Source organism: Neorhizobium turbinariae (assembly GCF_023223505.1).
Lineage (GTDB): Bacteria > Pseudomonadota > Alphaproteobacteria > Rhizobiales > Rhizobiaceae > Neorhizobium > Neorhizobium turbinariae.
This window is the reverse complement of the sequence record NZ_JALPRY010000010.1, coordinates 79,089-96,262: the sequence shown is the minus strand read 5'-3', so window position 1 is coordinate 96,262 and position 17,174 is coordinate 79,089. Positions and strand designations below refer to the sequence as shown.

Here is a 17,174-nt window from a genome sequence, read left to right as displayed (position 1 = left end):
CTTGCGCGGATTCATGGATCGGGTCTGCGCTCGCCGAAAGAGAACAAGAATGGCAAAGACTTTCGTGCAGATCGGGGCGGGGGCAGGTGACCGTGACCCCCGCGCCAACTTCCGTGACGGCTTCAGCGAGTTCGTAAAAGGCTTGCCGCAGACCGACGTCGCAAATGTTGTTCTGGTTGAGCCGAACCCGGTGAACATCACGAAGCTGCAGGAGTGCTGGGTCGATTATCCCCAGGCTGCCATCTTCCAGATGGGCGTGGTGCCGGACAATGTCTCAGACACGTCTCTGACCTTTTATTGGGCTCCCGAAGACGGTCCGCATTTCCAGGTGTTTTCATGCAGCTTGGAGCATGTGAAGAAACACTACCCGCAGAGTGACCTGAAGAGCTTGTCGGTGAAGGTCATGACGCTCAGCGAGTTCCTGAAGACCACGCTTGGCAATCGCCCGGTCGAATATCTCGCGCTCGACATCGAAGGTCTTGATGCGGAGATCATTCTTAACACCGACTGGACCCAGCTTAACGTCAAGAACATCTCCTTCGAGATCCTCCATCTGCATGACCGCAAGCCGGCCGTCCTACAGCACCTGGTCGATTGCGGATACCGCGAAGCGGGCTTGGGCTTCGACACTCACGGCTGGGACCTTCTCTACTCCCGCGTCTGAGGACGCGGTAGCTGTTCGGGCATGGGCTCTGCGGGGACAATCCCGCACAAGTTTCGTGCGATAACTAAATTAGACGTTCACAACGCGCTGAAACGAATCATAGATGCAATCAATCTGCATTGATAAGGTCGTGGTCCCTGCATGGAACCCTGCCGTACATGTCTCTGACGATGTCGGGGAAGATGAGTCCCTCCGGAACTTTCTGAAGACCGCACCGCTAGCGTATGAGACGCCTGAGATCGTTTTCTCCGACCTGGGCACGACGGTCGTAACGGGCAGCGCCTTCACCGTGAAATCGGAAAAAATGGGGGTCGTCCAGGACTCCTTTTATCTGATCCCAAAGCTGTCGTGGGAACAGACGCTGCGGGTTGATGCCACGGTGTCGCGCTATGACGGCGATATGCCGGCGCTCGTCATCGGCAACATGGCGTCGGATAATTATTACCATTGGAACTTCCAGTGCCTGGCGAGCCTCCTGCTGTTCCGGCAGTTCGCCCCCTGGAAAGAGTTCGTGACCGTGATGCCGGCGTTGAACAGTTGGCAGTCACAAACACTGTCGATGATCGACTTCGAAGGTGAGCGTTTCGAACTCGACAAGACGGACATCTTCTTCTGCGGCAAAGGCTTTCGGAGCAACCTGACTGGTGGTGAGTTCGCATTCGCGCCGCATGTCCTCGTGACGTCGCAGTTCGAAGACATCGCGCAAGCGGTGGACGTGCCAAGCGAGCGCGGGCGAAAGATCTATGCCTCCCGCCTGGATGCGGGTTCGACGCGCCGCATCCTCAACGAGGACGCCGTGTGCGAGCTCATGGCCTCGTATGGCTTCGAGATCATCACGCCGGGCAAGCTGACGGTCGAAGAGCAGATCACCACTTTCCGCGATGCCGACGTCATTGTCGGGGCGCACGGCGCCGGCATGACCAACCTGCTGTTCTCGCAGGCGTCCAAGGGGCCGCGTGTAGTAGAATTGTTCCAGTCGCACTACGTCAATGCGTGTTACGCCCGCATCTGCCAGGCCAAGGGTTTGGACTATACGGCGATCGTCAGCCCCGGCGGGCTCCTTCTCGATGAGAATGAGCCGCGGCCGACCAGTGTCTCCGTCAATGATTTGGTATGCCTCGCCGATCTTGGCGTGATCGAGTCGGTGATCGCCAAGCTCTAGGGAAATCAACACCACTTGTGGGAAACGAATGATGTCTGAACGGATCTTGGTCACAGGTGGTGCCGGCTTCATTGGATCGCATCTTTGCGAGGTCCTGCTGGACGCAGGCCACGAAGTCCTGTGCGTTGACAACTACTTTACCGGACGACGCGAGAACATCCTCCACCTGATGGACAACAAGCGCTTCGAGCTGATGCGCCATGATGTGTCTCAGCCGCTGCATGTTGAGGCGGATCGCATTTACAATCTTGCCTGTCCGGCATCCCCTGTTCATTACCAGTTCGATCCGGTGCAGACCGTGAAGACGAGTGTCATGGGTGCCATCAATGTTCTGGGGCTTGCACATCGGCTGCGGGTCCCGGTTCTCCAGGCATCGACCTCGGAAGTGTACGGCGACCCGCACATCCATCCGCAGGTCGAGTCCTATTGGGGCAATGTGAACCCGATCGGTCCGCGCTCCTGCTACGACGAGGGCAAGCGTTGCGCTGAAACCCTGTTCTTCGACTACCATCGCCAGCACAAGGTGGACATCAAGGTCATCCGGATCTTCAACACCTATGGTCCGCGGATGCACCGCAACGATGGACGGGTCGTCTCGAACTTCATCGTCCAGGCGCTCGAAGGCAAGGACATCACCATCTACGGGAACGGTCAGCAGACCCGCTCCTTCTGTTTCGTCGACGACCTTGTTGACGGAATGGTCCGGATGATGGCGACCGAACATGGCTTCACCGGGCCGGTGAACCTCGGCAATCCGGTCGAGCAAACCATCGCGTCGCTCGCCGAGACAATCATCCGTCTCGTCGGATCGAAGTCGAAGATCGTGTACCGACCGATTCCGACGGACGACCCGATGAAGCGCAAGCCTGATATCGAGTTGGCGCAAACCAAGCTGCAATGGACACCCGCCATCAAGATCGAGCACGGATTGCTGCGCACCATCGACTATTTTGACAAGCTGTTGTCCGGCGTATCTGCCGACACCCACGTGCCGGTGCTGCGCGACCTGCACGCCAGCATGATGACACCGGTCGCACGCGCATCCTGATCCGCGTGCGGCGACGCTGAGGCGAGAGCGGCCATAGCCGCTCGAAAAGCTGTTGTTCCCTAAGGAGCCGTCTCCACACTGAGGCGGTGACGGCGCTCCCGCGCGGTTAAATCGAAGAATTCACACATTCTCGATTGCCGTAAGTCTTCTTTAACCATGATCGCATTATCTGAGCGCACTCAAGTAGTGTGTCTCACCGTCGATGGAGATCGACAAGGCAGCATGATGCGGAACACTTCTTGCCGGGCCTAAACCGGAATGTCCCCATTTATTACCCAAACTGTAGGGGCCATCTATCATGACCAGCATTATCACGAACAACGCAGCTATGGCTGCGCTCTCCACTCTCCGCACCATCAGCAGTGACATGGAAACCACGCAGAAGCGGGTATCCTCTGGTTTCCGTATCGAAAAAGCTTCCGACAACGCCGCTTACTGGTCGATTGCAACGACCATGCGTTCCGACAACAAGGCACTGAGCACCGTCAAGGACGCGCTGGGCCTCGGTGCTGCCATCACCGATGTTGCCTACACTGCAATTGAAAACTCGATCTCGGTTGTAGACGAAATCAAGCAGAAGATTACGGCTGCTTCGCAGCCAGGCGTTGACAAGAGCAAGGTCCAGAAGGAAATCGACCAGTTGCAGGACCAACTGATCTCGATCGCCAAGTCTGCTGCCTTCTCTGGCCAGAATTGGGTTTACCACCAGGTCGGCACCAACACCGTCGGCACGCAGGCCATTGTTGGTTCATTCAACCGCGACAACGCTGGTAACATCAGCCTGACGACGCTGGAATACAACACCGGCAGCTCGTCGCTGATCGCCCAGACCGGCACCACCAACCTGACGACCACCGGCATCCTGACCAAGATCCACTCGGTCGCCTACACCAACTCGGCCGGTACTGTTGTTAACGGTAGCGCCGCAACGAGCGTCATTGGCCTTGATATTACCAACTTGACCGTGGATCAACTTTCGCTTGCGCTGGCTGCGACCGAATCGGCTTTGAAGGAGATGACCAACGCTGCTGCTGACATCGGCGCAGTCAACAAGCGCATCGAACTGCAGAAGAACTTCGTAGAAAACCTGACTGATTCAATCGAATCCGGTGTTGGCAAGCTGGTTGACGCTGACATGAACGAAGAGTCGACCCGCCTCAAGGCTCTGCAGACGCAGCAGCAACTCGGCATCCAGGCACTCTCGATCGCCAACAGCTCCTCGGAGAGCCTCCTTACGCTGTTCCGTTAATCGGCATCAAAACACTCTGCTCAAGCATAAAGGCCGCCTCGTGCGGCCTTTATCATTTCTGCGCCGAAAGCTTCGCACAGGCTCTATGGTTTTAAGTGCCCCATGGATTGGTTGGGGCAGATCACGTTCAGCGACCCTCAGCCATGTATGACGCCCACCGGCAAGCCTGCTCCGAGTAGGCCCGGAAGCATGATGCTGTGGAGCGTAACCGGCGAAGCTCCGGTATGTCCCGTCATCCTTCAGGGGCAGTGTTTATGGCCAGTATTATTACCAATGTAGGCGCGCTTTCCGCGCTCCAGACGCTTCGGCAGACGAACAAGGACATGGAAACGACGCAGAGCCGGATCTCGTCCGGTTACCGTGTCGAAACGGCAGCTGATAACGCTGCATACTGGTCGATCGCGACCACCATGCGCTCTGACCGCAAGGCCCTTTCCACCGTCGAGGATGCTCTCGGGCTTGGCGCCGCCAAGGTTGACACGGCTTACACCGGTCTCGAAGCTGCCATCGCCGTCGTTGACGAAATCAAGTCCAAGATCACCGCCGCTTCCGAGCCGGGCGTCGACAAGACGAAGATCGACAAGGAACTGTCCCAGCTGAAGAACCAGCTCGCATCGATAGCCGAGTCTGCATCTTTCTCCGGTGAAAACTGGCTTTACAACACGGCCACCACGGGTGCCGGGACCAAGGACATCGTGGCGTCCTTCAACCGTGCGCCGGATGGCGGCATATCCCTGACCACGCTCAAATTTGATGCGTCCGCGTCTGTCCTGATCGACAAGTACGATGCAAGCCGTGGGTTGCTGACACGCGACTGGCCGGTTGTTCAGCCTAACGGTACGGCAGGCACAACAAGCGTCAGCTATTACCTGGTGAACGCCAATTCGGACGTGGCCGCCACTGGATCGGAAATCAAGCTGACGACGACGACCTCGGCGGATTCACTCGCCGGCATGTTGCTCGCGGTGGAAACCATGCTGCAGCGGCTGACGGATTCAGCCTCGACGCTCGGCGCCATCACCAAGCGCATCGACATGCAGGAAAGCTTCGTCGCCTCCCTGACGGACGTGATCGACAAGGGCATCGGCCGTCTCGTTGATGCGGACATGAACGAGGAGTCGACACGGCTCAAGGCACTGCAGACACAGCAGCAGCTTGGCATCCAGGCGCTGCAGATCGCCAACACCAACGCAGAGAACATCCTCCAGCTGTTCCGGCAGTAAGGCGATCAAGAGCGCGCGGCAGATGTTTCGCGCGCTCCTTCATGAACGTGGGGTGGAGACGCCCTCGATTCATCCTCGCACAAGTTTCCTTGCGTACCGTTCCCATAGGGTCCGGCGGAGCTGCGTCTTTGTCGGGCCATGGAAAAGGCAACCTATCGGATGATGCAATGATGGCAGCGGCGCAAATTCGCTCCTTCGGCAAGCTCATGATGAGCAGGCGGGGATCGGCTATGGCAGGGCAGGGGATTGTGCGATGAGTGCAATGCTTGCCCGTTACCTGCGCGATTTCAGCGAGCCGGAAGCACCACCACCGGACATGATGGGTGCGGCCTTTGATCACGGCACTGACGATGATCTTCATTTCGAGGTCCCGGCGGCCCCGCTGGTTGATCTTGAGGCGGAGCGGGCAGAGGCCCATCAGCAAGGTTACCAGGAAGCTTCCGAGACACTGCGGCGGGAGTTCGAGGAGGAGCGCCAGGCGCTCGTGGCCGCACATGCGGCAGAACTGGCCGGCTTGCGTGAGCAATACGAAAATCAGGCGGCGGCTACGATCGCCTCCCGCCTCGAAGAGATTGCTGCGGTGACGGCGCAGGCCGTCAGCGACCAGACGGCAGCGATTCTCGCGCCGTTGGTTGATGAGGCTCTGGCCGCCCAGGCCGTCGGTGAAATGGCAGCGCTCATTCGTGCCGCCATCCTGGACGGTGATGCCGGCGTGCTGACGGTGCGCGGCCCGGTGCATCTTTTTGAAAAACTGCAGGAGGCGCTCGGGGCGGAGAACACTGCTCTGCGCCACATCGAGGCACCGGATCTCGACATCTCCGTCGACATTGGTGAGACGGCGCTTGTGACACGGATTTCGGCCTGGTCGGCTTCCCTTAAGAAGGTAATGAAATGAGCGAGGGCGAAAACCACCACCACGGCAAGAACGAAGTCATCGTCGTCAAGAAACATGGCGGCGGGCATGACGACGGCCACCATGGTGGCGCGTGGAAGATCGCCTATGCCGACTTCATGACCGCCATGATGGCCTTCTTCCTCGTCATGTGGCTGGTCAACGCCGCCAATGAGGAAACCAAGGCCTCGATGGCGAGTTACTTCAATCCCATCAAGCTTTCCGACGAGACGCCGGCCGAAAAGGGCCTGAAGAAGCCCGTCGATGCAGCGGACGGTCAGGAGCAGAGCGAGAAGTCCAAGGTCAAGGGTGAGGGCGAGGTCCAGGGGACCGCGGCCGCAACCGGCGACGACATGACCTCGACCTCCGGCGATGAACCGAACTATTCGGAAGCGGATTACTTCGAGAACCCCTACTCGGTTCTGGCCGAGATCGCGCAGGAGATCGGCCAGCAGGCAAATGTCAGCTCGAAGGGCGAGGCGGGTGCTGCCGATTCCGGTCCGGCAACCGGTGCCGATGGCGGCGAGGCCTATCGTGATCCCTTCGATCCGGATTTCTGGACGAAGCAGATGCAGGTGACGTCGTCCGAAGGGCCGGAGCAGCCTGCAAAGTCGATGCCGAGCGACAATCCGATGGCGGATCTGGCAAGCCCCGCGACGATGCCGCAATCGACCGAAACCAAGAACCAGCTGCAGTCGAACGATGCGCAGGTCGCGATGGCCGTGCCGAGCGCGCGTCCCGATGCTGCCCAGACCGACAAGGCGTCCGGTGCTCCTGGACAGAAGCCTGATGATGCCGTGAACGCCGATCCCCAGGCAAAGAAGGCCGCCGAGGAACTGCGCCAGCAGATCCAGGCGCAGATCTCGGGTGTTGCCGGAAAGCTGGCCGAAGGTCTTGTCGTGACGCCGGCCGAAGGCGGTCTGCTCGTGACAATCTCCGATCAGGCCGATGATGCGATGTTCAATATCGGTTCGGCCGTCCCGCGCCGCGAAATGGTGTTGGCGATGGAGAAGATCGGCAAGATCCTCACCGATCGCAAGGGCAGCGTCGTATTGCGCGGCCACACCGACGGGCGCCAGTTCAAGGGCACCGAGAACGACAACTGGCGGCTTTCCATGGCCCGCGCCCACAGTGCCTATTACATGCTGGTTCGCGGCGGGCTGAAGGAAGAGCGCATCAAGCAGGTCTCCGGTTTCGCGGACCGTCGCCTTCAGGTCACCAATGATCCGCTTGCTGCCGGCAACCGCCGCATCGAGATCCTTCTCCAGGCCGATGAGGGATAGTTCATGGCTTTGGCGCGGTTAAGATCGGCCCTTCTTGTCGGGCTCGTGCTGGGGGGCATTCCGGTCCATTCGGCTTCTGCAGAGGAGCGAAATGATCTGGCTCCTTACGCGATGCTGCGCTCCCTGCAGTTCGTGCAGGACTCGGTCGTCAACGGCGACCACTCGGCTGGCGAGATGCAGCGTTTCATGCTCGGCACGATCGACCAGCGGCTACGCACGGCAGATCCGTCCGTGTTCGAAGATCCGCGCAATGTCGATGCGGCGCTCATCTATGCGATGAGCGGCGGCAATCCGGCAACGCTCGAGTATCTCGCCTCGCGCGACCTGTCGGGCCAGTTCGACAACCGTGTTGCCGATGCGCTTCGGAAATATCTCGGCGGCAAGGGTACCCTTGCGTCGAACACGCTGAATGAGTTGGCGACAGAATATCGCGACCAGAAGATCGGACCATACCTTGCGCTCGTCAGCGGCAATGTGCTCGTCCAGAAAGACCCGAAGGCGGCACTGTCGGCGTATGACTGGGCGCGTCTGACGGCACCGGGCACTATCATCGAGGAGGCGGCCCTGCGCCGCTCGGTCGCGATCACTGTCGATGGCAACATGGTGCCGCAGGCGCTGTCGTATTCGCGCAAATACGCACGACGCTTCCTCCATTCGCCCTACGCCTCGCAGTTTGCCGATTTCTTCGTACAACTGGTCGTGGCGCATTTCGGCGAGATCACCGAAGACGATATCGACGGAGCCCTGGAGGCGATGGATATCGACCGCCGCCGGGAGATCTTCCTGCGCATTGCCCGTTCTGCGGCGATTGCCGGCAAGACGGAACTGGCGCGCATGATCTCGGCCAAGGCGGAAGCGCTGGGTGGGCGGCCGACGCCGGAAGCCCTGGCGCGCCTCTACGGTGGGCTGGCAGGCGTTCCCACGAAGGATATCACCTCCGCCGTGCAAGCCATGGACACCGTTGCGGACGAAACGCTGACGCCGCGCGACAGAGCCTTGAGGCAGGCGGCAAAAGCCATTGCCGAACAAGTTGTTAGTCGTCCAAGCGTGGACAGTTTCGCACAAGACGATCCAGTCAGAGTGCCCCAAGGAACAGACACACAGACAAATGCTTCACTGACACGGGATCAAGCACAAGCGCCTGCCGCGCCGGAACAATCCGACGAGGCGGCTGCGGCGATTGATCCCGCTTTCCGAACCTATGTCGACACCGGTCGCAAGAGGTTGGATGCCGTTGACGCGTTGTTGAAGGATGAGGGGCTGTCTCAATGATTACCGACATTCTTGGTGGCAAGGCGCCCGGCGTGGACGCGGCCACGACGGCAAAGCAGGCTGGCTCCAGCCAAAAGGGTGCCGGCGCGCAATCCAACGGCTTTTCCGATGCGCTGTCCGGCTTCGACGGCGAGGGCGGCAAGGGCAATGCGGGGGGCGCGGCCGAGGACTTGGAGATGGACGTCGCCGCAGAAGATGCGGTTGAGGTCCAGGTCGAAGCCAAGCCGGTCAAGGCGAGGCCGATCATCGACATCCGGCCTGAATTTGCGAAGCGCGCAAGCGGCGAGATCGCTAATGCACGTGGCGACGCGCCGAAGGACGTCAAGCTGACGCCGGCAGAGCGCAAGCTGCGTGACGCTCTCTTGAGCGCCAAGGACGCGGTGAAGAAGTCCGAGGAGCTTGAGCGGGTGAAGTCTGCGAAGAGCGACTTGCAAGCCGATGCTGCGATGTCGTCCGAGCCGGATACTACCATTCTGAAGGCAGACGATGCGAAGGTGGCCGACATGCTGTCGCTGCTGGGCGAAGGCGCGGGACCCGCTGCCGAAATCAGCAGCCTGATTCAGAGACCGGCGGCGAACGCGCCATCGAAGCGTGTGCGCGACACCGAGGGCAAGGCTCAATCGGCCGAGATCGTTTCCGAGGCGGGCTCGAAGAACGCCGTCGCTGGCACGCGCACGTCTCCGGATCCGCTTGCCATGCCGGCGGGCACTGAAGCCCCCGATGCGGCAGGCCGGACATTCCGTTTGACGAATGCGCGCAACGACCAGCGCGTCGACATGCGCATCGGCGGCAATGCCGCAGAGCGCTCGGTCGAGTTCAAGGCATCTTCAAACACAGGTGCCGAGACGGTTACCGTGATCGACTCGCGCCGTTTCCTTGGTCTGGCGCCAAATTCCAACAGCGCCAACCTGACGGCACTGATCTCGGGGGACTCCGAGTGGTCGGCAGCGATGCAGCCAAGCTCCAGCTTGTCCAATGCAGCTGCGCAGAGCGGTACCGGCACGGTCGTCAATATGCTGAAGCTGCAGATGAACCCGCATGACCTCGGTCAGGTGACGGCGACGCTGCGCCTGCATGGCGAGGAACTGAATGTCCATCTCGTGGTGGAAACACGTGCGGCCTACAGGCAGCTCAGCGAAGACAGCGGCGGCATCGTTGACGCGCTGAGGGCGCAGGGCTTTGCAGTCGACCAGGTGACCATCAGCATTTCGCCAACGGCGGACTCGGACAAGAGCGGCGGCCGACAGGACCAGGCGGGCCAGCAGAGCCAGCAGAGCGCCGCTGACGGGGGGAAGCAGGGCTTCTCCGCCGGCAGGGGACAGGAACAGCCAGAAGCACGCCAGAGAACGGTGCAGGGCGCGAGGGGCATCGATGCGGTATCAGACGACTCTCAAACTGCGGGTTCTGGTAACGGTCGGCCTGGTCAGCTCTACCTTTGACGCTCAGGCGGGCTCGCTCTTCAGCCCCGGCGGCTGGGGCGGCAACGTCGAGGCGCCACCTGTTGTCTCCCAGTCAGCCCCCAGAGCCCGGCCTGCGCCGCGATCACAGGTGCAACCAACCAAAGTGGCTCCCATGGGGCGTGCGCCTGCCAACGCAGCTGTGTCGACGCATGGCGGTGTCTGTGAGCGTGAGATCCAGGCTGCAGCGGCAAAGTATGGCGTTCCTGAAGGGGTACTATATTCGGTCGGGCTGACGGAGAGCGGCCGCAAGGGAAACCTCAGTCCGCTTGCTATGAATGTCGAAGGCAAGGCCTTCTTCCCGCCTTCGCAGCAGGAGGCGATGAACACCTTCTACGCGGCGCGGCAGAGCGGCAAGAAGCTGATCGACATCGGCTGCATGCAGATCAACCATCATTTTCATGGCGAACACTTTTCCTCGCCTGCCGAAATGTTCGATCCTCGGCGCAACGTCGAGTATGCGGCGAAGTTTCTCCGCAACCTTCATGACAGGCATGAAACCTGGACTATGGCGGTAGCAAGATACCATGCGGGGCCAAATAACAACCCCGCTCAGAAGCGATATGTATGCCGCGTGATCAGCAATCTGGTCGCCACCGGCTACGGCCAATGGACGCCGAACGCGTCCGGATTCTGCAACGGCTAAGCAACCACAGATTGTTTCGCCCAGTGTCCAGAGTTGCTGGATTGCATTGTGGCACTCATGTGGCAAGATTTTGCCACGCAAGCACGTATTTACGATGTGTTAATTTTTCCACTGGATTTTTGTGTGCCAAATCGAGGCACACACTAGATCTAGTGCAAATCGCGGCACCACTCTTAATCAACTATTAATTTGTTTGGTTAACTTCACACAGCTTGTGCCAGATTCCGTCGATTCGTACCCATAGCTCCATTGAAACACCACAACTGATTCGGAGGCGGACGAATGATCGTAGTGGTTGATGAGCGCGAGCTCGTTAAAGACGGATACACATCCCTTTTTGGACGCGAAGGTATACCTTCCACGGGTTTCGACCCGCGGGAGTTCGGCGAATGGGTAAACACGGCAGCTGACTCGGATATCGCGGCAGTCGAAGCCTTCCTCATCGGCCAGGGCGATCGTTCGCTCGAGCTGCCGAGGGCCATTCGCGACCGTTCGATGGCTCCGGTAATCGCAGTCAGCGACCATCCATCCCTGGAAGCCACCCTGGCCTTTTTCGACAGCGGCGTTGACGATGTTGTCAGGAAGCCTGTTCATCCCCGCGAGATCCTGGCGCGTGCCGCTGCGATCCGTCGCCGGCTGAAGGCAATCTCGAACTACACCGACATCGGCGCGATCCGGGTTTTCTCCGACGGCCGTGATCCGGAAATCGACGGCGAAGTCTTCCCCCTGCCGCGCCGCGAGCGCCGCATCCTGGAATACCTAGTCGCGAACCGCGGACGTCGCGTGTCGAAGACCCAGATCTTCAATGCCATCTACGGCATCTTCGACGAAGAAGTCGAAGAGAACGTCGTCGAAAGCCACATCAGCAAGCTGCGCAAGAAGCTGCGCAAGAAGCTCGGCTTTGACCCGGTCGATTCCAAGCGTTTCCTCGGCTACTGCATCGACTGGAACTGATTTTCAGCAGGGCCTTGCATTCCGCAATTTCGGCGGAAACCGATAAGCAGACAGCTTCACGCAAGGCCCGCACGATACTCTCCAAATCACACAATAAGGAGATTTCCGATGAGTATTTTCGGCACGATGAAGACGTCGGTCTCGGGTATGAATGCTCAGGCAAACCGTCTCGGAACTGTCGGCGACAACATCGCCAACTCGAGCACTGTCGGCTACAAGCGTTCGTCGACGGCTTTTTCGACGCTGGTTCTGCCTTCCACGCAGGGCTCGTATTCATCGGGTGGCGTATCGACCAACGTTCGCTACAGCATCTCCGAGCAGGGCGGCATCCAGTACACGACGTCGAATACCGACCTCGCCATCCAGGGCGAAGGTTTCTTCATCGTCAGTGACCTGAACGGCACGCCATATCTGACCCGTGCAGGCGCCTTCCAGAAGGACGCCAACGGCTACCTCACGAACACGGCCGGCTTCCAGCTGATGGGTTACCCCTACGGCTCCAACCCGCCGGCAGCCGTCGTCAACGGCTTCAATGGTCTGGAAGCGATCAACATCAACGACTTCGGCCTGGTCTCCTCGCCGTCGAGCGCCGGTAGCTTCCCGGCAAACCTCGACAAGCGGGCTGACGCGGTCACCGTTTTAGCGGATAGACCGAGCACGAATAATGCGAGCGCGGTGGTTGGCAACAAGAGCTCCTTGACCGGTTACGACCATGCCGGCGCAAAAGTTCTGTACGACTTCTACTACACGAAGACCGGCAACAATCAGTGGGAGGTTGCAGTCTATCGTCAGGACCAGTCCACCAACGGGGGCTTCCCCTACACGGCAACGCCGGCAGCAAATCTGGTGAAGTCTGTCGTTACCCTGACCTTTGATCCGAACACCAATAAATTGGCGTCGTCGTCTCCAGACAAGATCGTGATCTCTGATCCGAATGACGGAGCAACCGGCGGCCTCAATATCGAGATCGATCTGTCGAACATGACCCAGTTTGCCAGCGACTTCACGCCCGGCAAGGGCATCATCGACGGCAACGCGCCAAGCCCGATCACCGACGTTGAAATCGGTGGTGATGGCGTGGTCACGGCTGTCTACCAGGACGGCGGACGCCGGCCGATCTACCAGATCGCCATCGCGACCGTGCCGGCCATCGACAAGCTGAAACCCCAGAACGGCAACACCTACCTGCCGACGAATGACTCCGGCGTCGTGACCATCGGCTTCCCGCAGTCGGGTTCCTTCGGCCAGATCTACTCCGGTGCTCTGGAAAGCTCGAACGTCGATATTGCGAGCGAGCTGACGGACATGATCGAGGCGCAGCGCGTCTACACCGCGAACTCCAAGGTCTTCCAGACCGGCTCCGATTTGATGGACGTTCTTATCAATCTGAAGAGATAGTTCGAACTGATCGCGAGAATTAATCTCAAGAGGCTCATAAAAAATGTCGCTCGCATCCGCATTATCCACGGCGCAGTCGATCTTCAACAATTCAGGCACCCAGGCCAGCGTTGTTTCGAAGAATATCGCGAATGCCCAGAACCCGGACTACGTCCGCCGTTCGGCACTCGTCGTAACCGGCGGCAACGGCGCGATGATCGGAGAAATCGCACGAGCGGGGAACTCCCCGCTCATGCGCCAGACGATCGAAAGCACGTCGATCGCCGTAGGCCAGCGCACACTTCTGAATGGCGTATCCGAGATCAAGAGCCTGATGGGGGGCAACAATAACGAGTTCTCCCCCGCCGTCCTGATCGCCAATTTCCGCACCAACCTGGATGCGTTCTCGGCCAAGGCCAATGATAGCGGCATCGGCATCGCAGTCATTTCCGGTGCCCGCGACCTTGCAACCGCGCTCAACACGGCCTCCGACAAGCTGCAGCTGATCCGTAAGGATGCGGACGACCAGATCAAGCAGAACGTCAATGACCTGAACTCGCTTCTGGCCAAGTTCGAAGTCGCCAACAATCGCGTCAAGAATGCCAGCGCGACGGGCGCTGATGCCAACGACGCGCTCGATGAGCGTGATGCGCTGGTCAAGAAGATTTCCGAGATCGTTGGCGTCACCTCTTACACGCGCGGCGACAACAACGACATGGTGCTCTACACCACCGACGGCGTGACGTTGTTCGAAGCGGTGCCACGCAAAGTGACCTTCGAAGCCACGATCGGCTACGACGCGTCGACGGTCGGCAATGGCGTTTATATCGATGGCGTCCTGCTCAAGGCCGGTGACGGCGCAAGCACGACTGCCAAGGGCTCGTTGCAGGCCCATCTCCAGCTTCGCGACAAGATCGCGCCGACCTTCCAGAACCAGCTCGACGAAATCGCCCGCGGCCTGATCACGGCCTTTGCCGAAACCGGCCCGACCGGCACACTGACGCCAAAGACCGGCCTGTTCACCTTCCGCGATACATCGGGCGTCCAGCAGAGCGATGTCCCGCCAGTCGGCACCATTATTCCGGGTCTCGCATCCCGCATCCTGGTCAATCCGGTCGTCGTGCCGCCGGCAGGTTCCCCCGACAAGCTGCGCGACGGCGGTATCAATGGCGGGCCTTACGTCGTCAACACCGGCGGCAGCAGCTACGGCGCGCTCCTCGACAAGTACAACGAAAACCTCTCCAACCCGATGGCCTTCGACAGCCGCACCGAGATTAGTGATGCGCCTAACCTCATTTCGCTGACGGCGGACTCGATGGGTTGGCTCGAACAGATCCGCAGCACGGCAACGTCTTCGGACGAAACGAAGACCGCGCTCCTGACGCGCACGCTGGAAGTGTTTTCCAGCACCACGGGTGTCAGCCTTGATGAAGAACTCTCGCTGCTCCTCGACATCGAGCAGTCTTACAAGGCTGGAACCAAGCTTCTGTCGACCATCGACGAGATGATGGAAGCACTCTTGGCAATGGCGAGCTGATCATGAAGACTTCTTTCGTATCCACGCTGTCCATCCAGACGACGATGCGTAATTCGATCGCTGGCGTTCAGCGTGAAATGGTGAAGGCCAACCAGGAAGCCGTCACCATGAAGCACGCGGACCTGGGCGTAGCGCTTGGCGCAAACACCTCCCGCGCGCTTGATCTGTCTCGTGAAATCACCCGCATAAACAGCCTGGTCAGCTCTGCGGCGCTGGCGACCCAGCGTCTCGAGACGACCGAGCTTGCGCTGGCGAACATGAACGAATCGGCGCTGACCATCCAGAGCGCAATCCTGACGCTCGGTAACTCCGGCGACGAGGGAAGCCTGGCAACGGCGCGCAAGGCCATGACCAACGCGCTTGAATCCTTCACGACCTTCGCGAACACGGCGGTCCAGGGCGAGTATATCTTCGCCGGCATCAATTCCGACGTGAAGCCGATGAACGATTACTTTGCCGCAGGTTCACCGGCCAAGGCGGCTATCGATGCGGAATTCAATCATTTCTTGAGCTCGAACAGCATCGCTTCTGCTTCGGCCATGACCAAGGACCAGATGGAGAGCTTCCTCACCGGCCTCGAGAAGAAGTTCACGGGTGAGGTGCCTCTGTCGTCTCCGCCGCACGCAGCAGCGATCGCCGGCCAGGATCTCTGGAAGGCTGTGTTCTCTGATGCCAGCGACGAGAACATGAAGGTCCGTATCAGCCCGAGCGAAGTGGTGGAAAGTTCCACCAACGCCAACAGCCAGGGGATGCGCAACTTCGCCTTCGCCTCGATCATCTCGATGGAGTTCCTGAAGGGCGAAATGAGCCAGGGCGCGCGCGAAGCTGTCGCAACCCGCACCACCACCGTCATTGCTCGCGCCATGAACGGCGTCGACAGCATCAACCAGCAGCGCACCACGATTGGTATCTCGACCGAACGCGTTGCCAAGGCTGGCGAAAGCTTGCAGGCGCAAGAAGATATTCTGACCAAGGGTCTGGTGGCGATGGAAGGTGTCGATCCGGAGGAGGCGGCGACCCGCCTCAATACGATGAAGACGCTTCTCGAAACCGCCTACGCGGTCACGGCCAAGATACAACAGTTAAGTCTAGCAAACTTCCTTTGATGATCAGGGGAAGCTCGTGAAGATGAAGGATACATGATGTACCAGTTTTCTTATGCCGAAATCATGGAAGATGGCGTTGCCAACGCCAAGGATCGTGAACGGCAGGCCCTCGATCGCTCTATTGAGCTTTTGGCGGCAGCTCGTGATGAGGGAAGCTACTCCCGCACCACGATTGAAGCACTGTTTTATACCCGGCGCGTCTGGATCCGTTTCATCGAGGATCTGAAGCAGCCTGATAACGAACTTGCCACTGAACTTCGCGCAGACTTGATCTCGATTGCCATCTGGATCCTCAAGGAATGCGAAAAGATCCGGAAGCGTGAATCCACCAACTTCCAGGGCATCATCGACGTGACAACCATCATTAGGGATGGACTTAAATGAAAAGTACGCTTCGCATCTCTCTGAAGTCCGGCGAGCGGATCTTCATCAACGGCGCCGTGTTGCGCGTTGATCGCAAGGTCGCGCTGGAATTCCTCAACGACGTCACGTTCCTTCTGGAAAACCATGTTCTTCAGCCGGAAGATGCCACGACGCCGCTGCGTCAGCTCTACTTCATCGCCCAGATGATGCTGATCAACCCGGAAGGCAAGGACCAGTCGAGCGCGCTGTTCCGCAAGTCGGTGGCCATGCTGCTCACCTGCTTCCAGGACGACGAGGTGCTGGCTGAACTGAAGCGTATCGATGGCATGGTTGCCTCGGGTCGCGCCTTCGACGCACTGAAGGCCATCCGCGCTCTCTACCCGATCGAGGACCGGATCCTGAACAACCAGGAAATCGCACCGGCGACGGTCGAGCTCATCCGCAAGGAGATCGCACCGTGGCGGTAGACGGCATCAACGCCAACAACCCCTACGCTGCCGGCAATGGCGCAGCGGCCAAGACGGACTCGTCGGCGGCGAGCCTGAACTACAACAGCTTCCTGAAACTCCTCATCGCGCAGATGAAGTATCAGGATCCGACCGACCCCATGGACGCGAGCGAGCAGGTTGCCCAGTTGGCCACATTCTCCCAGGTCGAGCAGTCCGTGAAGATGAACTCGAACCTGCAGTCGCTGATCCAGGCGAACGCCTTCTCGCAGGCCGCTGACATGGTGGGCAAGACCATCACCAGCGCCGACGACAAGATCACCGGCGTGGTGAAGCAGGTCGAAGTTTATTCCGATGGTCTGGTGGCTGTCACCGAGAAGGGTGATAAGGTACTCATCCAGCCTGGCATCGTGATTTCGAATCAGCCTGGACCGAGCACCGGCGGCAACGACACGGGCAGTGACGAAACTTCGGCATGACGCCGAGCATCTAGAA

17 protein-coding genes are annotated in these 17,174 nt (G+C 59.4%); all 17 read left to right on the top strand.

From position 1 onward, the window contains the following. The first annotated feature begins 49 nt into the window (after nucleotides 1–49). Nucleotides 50–664, top strand: coding sequence for an FkbM family methyltransferase (locus M0654_RS09070; RefSeq protein WP_248682815.1), 615 nt, complete (start codon nucleotides 50–52; stop codon nucleotides 662–664). 103 nt (nucleotides 665–767) lie between these two features. Then, a complete protein-coding gene (locus M0654_RS09065; RefSeq protein ID WP_248682814.1) occupies nucleotides 768–1,826 on the top strand; it encodes a glycosyltransferase family 61 protein in 1,059 nt (352 codons plus the stop codon). A gap of 31 nt (nucleotides 1,827–1,857) precedes the next feature. Next, the gene (locus M0654_RS09060) at nucleotides 1,858–2,874 is read left to right on the top strand and encodes a UDP-glucuronic acid decarboxylase family protein (RefSeq protein ID WP_248682813.1); all 1,017 of its coding nucleotides are present in this window, start codon (nucleotides 1,858–1,860) and stop codon (nucleotides 2,872–2,874) included. A gap of 298 nt (nucleotides 2,875–3,172) precedes the next feature. Further along, nucleotides 3,173–4,123, top strand: coding sequence for a flagellin N-terminal helical domain-containing protein (locus M0654_RS09055; protein ID WP_248682812.1), 951 nt, complete (start codon nucleotides 3,173–3,175; stop codon nucleotides 4,121–4,123). Nucleotides 4,124–4,377: 254 nt separating this feature from the next. Then, nucleotides 4,378–5,346: a flagellin N-terminal helical domain-containing protein gene (locus M0654_RS09050; protein WP_248682811.1), complete on the top strand. Its 969-nt coding sequence runs from the start codon at nucleotides 4,378–4,380 to the stop codon at nucleotides 5,344–5,346. Nucleotides 5,347–5,599: 253 nt separating this feature from the next. Beyond that, complete coding sequence (locus M0654_RS09045; RefSeq protein ID WP_248682810.1) at nucleotides 5,600–6,241, top strand: hypothetical protein; 642 nt, start codon at nucleotides 5,600–5,602, stop codon at nucleotides 6,239–6,241. Continuing rightward, nucleotides 6,238–7,521, top strand: coding sequence for a MotB family protein (locus M0654_RS09040; protein ID WP_248682809.1), 1,284 nt, complete (start codon nucleotides 6,238–6,240; stop codon nucleotides 7,519–7,521). Before M0654_RS09045 ends, M0654_RS09040 begins: the two co-directional genes overlap by 4 nt. 3 nt (nucleotides 7,522–7,524) lie before the next feature. Beyond that, the gene (motC, locus tag M0654_RS09035) at nucleotides 7,525–8,793 is read left to right on the top strand and encodes a chemotaxis protein MotC (protein ID WP_248682808.1); all 1,269 of its coding nucleotides are present in this window, start codon (nucleotides 7,525–7,527) and stop codon (nucleotides 8,791–8,793) included. Next, entirely contained in the window at nucleotides 8,790–10,232 is a 1,443-nt protein-coding gene (gene fliK, locus M0654_RS09030) for a flagellar hook-length control protein FliK (RefSeq protein ID WP_248682807.1), read from the top strand. Before motC ends, fliK begins: the two co-directional genes overlap by 4 nt. Before the next feature lie 133 nt (nucleotides 10,233–10,365). Further along, nucleotides 10,366–10,896 (top strand): lytic transglycosylase domain-containing protein, encoded by a 531-nt coding sequence (locus M0654_RS09025; RefSeq protein WP_248683053.1) that lies wholly within the window; start codon nucleotides 10,366–10,368, stop codon nucleotides 10,894–10,896. 282 nt (nucleotides 10,897–11,178) lie between these two features. Further along, nucleotides 11,179–11,850: a transcriptional activator Rem gene (gene rem, locus M0654_RS09020; protein WP_248682806.1), complete on the top strand. Its 672-nt coding sequence runs from the start codon at nucleotides 11,179–11,181 to the stop codon at nucleotides 11,848–11,850. Nucleotides 11,851–11,958: 108 nt separating this feature from the next. Continuing rightward, the gene (locus tag M0654_RS09015; RefSeq protein ID WP_248682805.1) at nucleotides 11,959–13,248 is read left to right on the top strand and encodes a flagellar hook protein FlgE; all 1,290 of its coding nucleotides are present in this window, start codon (nucleotides 11,959–11,961) and stop codon (nucleotides 13,246–13,248) included. A gap of 43 nt (nucleotides 13,249–13,291) precedes the next feature. Further along, nucleotides 13,292–14,764: a flagellar hook-associated protein FlgK gene (gene flgK / locus M0654_RS09010; protein WP_248682804.1), complete on the top strand. Its 1,473-nt coding sequence runs from the start codon at nucleotides 13,292–13,294 to the stop codon at nucleotides 14,762–14,764. Between the two features lie 2 nt (nucleotides 14,765–14,766). Then, entirely contained in the window at nucleotides 14,767–15,870 is a 1,104-nt protein-coding gene (locus tag M0654_RS09005; protein ID WP_118848718.1) for a flagellar hook-associated family protein, read from the top strand. A gap of 36 nt (nucleotides 15,871–15,906) precedes the next feature. Then, on the top strand, nucleotides 15,907–16,254 hold the full coding sequence (flaF, locus tag M0654_RS09000) for a flagellar biosynthesis regulator FlaF (RefSeq protein WP_118848719.1): 348 nt from the start codon (nucleotides 15,907–15,909) through the stop codon (nucleotides 16,252–16,254). Further along, the gene (flbT, locus tag M0654_RS08995; protein ID WP_118848720.1) at nucleotides 16,251–16,700 is read left to right on the top strand and encodes a flagellar biosynthesis repressor FlbT; all 450 of its coding nucleotides are present in this window, start codon (nucleotides 16,251–16,253) and stop codon (nucleotides 16,698–16,700) included. Before flaF ends, flbT begins: the two co-directional genes overlap by 4 nt. Beyond that, nucleotides 16,691–17,158, top strand: a complete 468-nt coding sequence (gene flgD / locus M0654_RS08990; RefSeq protein ID WP_248682803.1) for a flagellar hook assembly protein FlgD — start codon at nucleotides 16,691–16,693, stop codon at nucleotides 17,156–17,158. The genes flbT and flgD overlap by 10 nt, the downstream gene beginning before the upstream one ends. The last annotated feature ends 16 nt before the right edge of the window (nucleotides 17,159–17,174 follow it).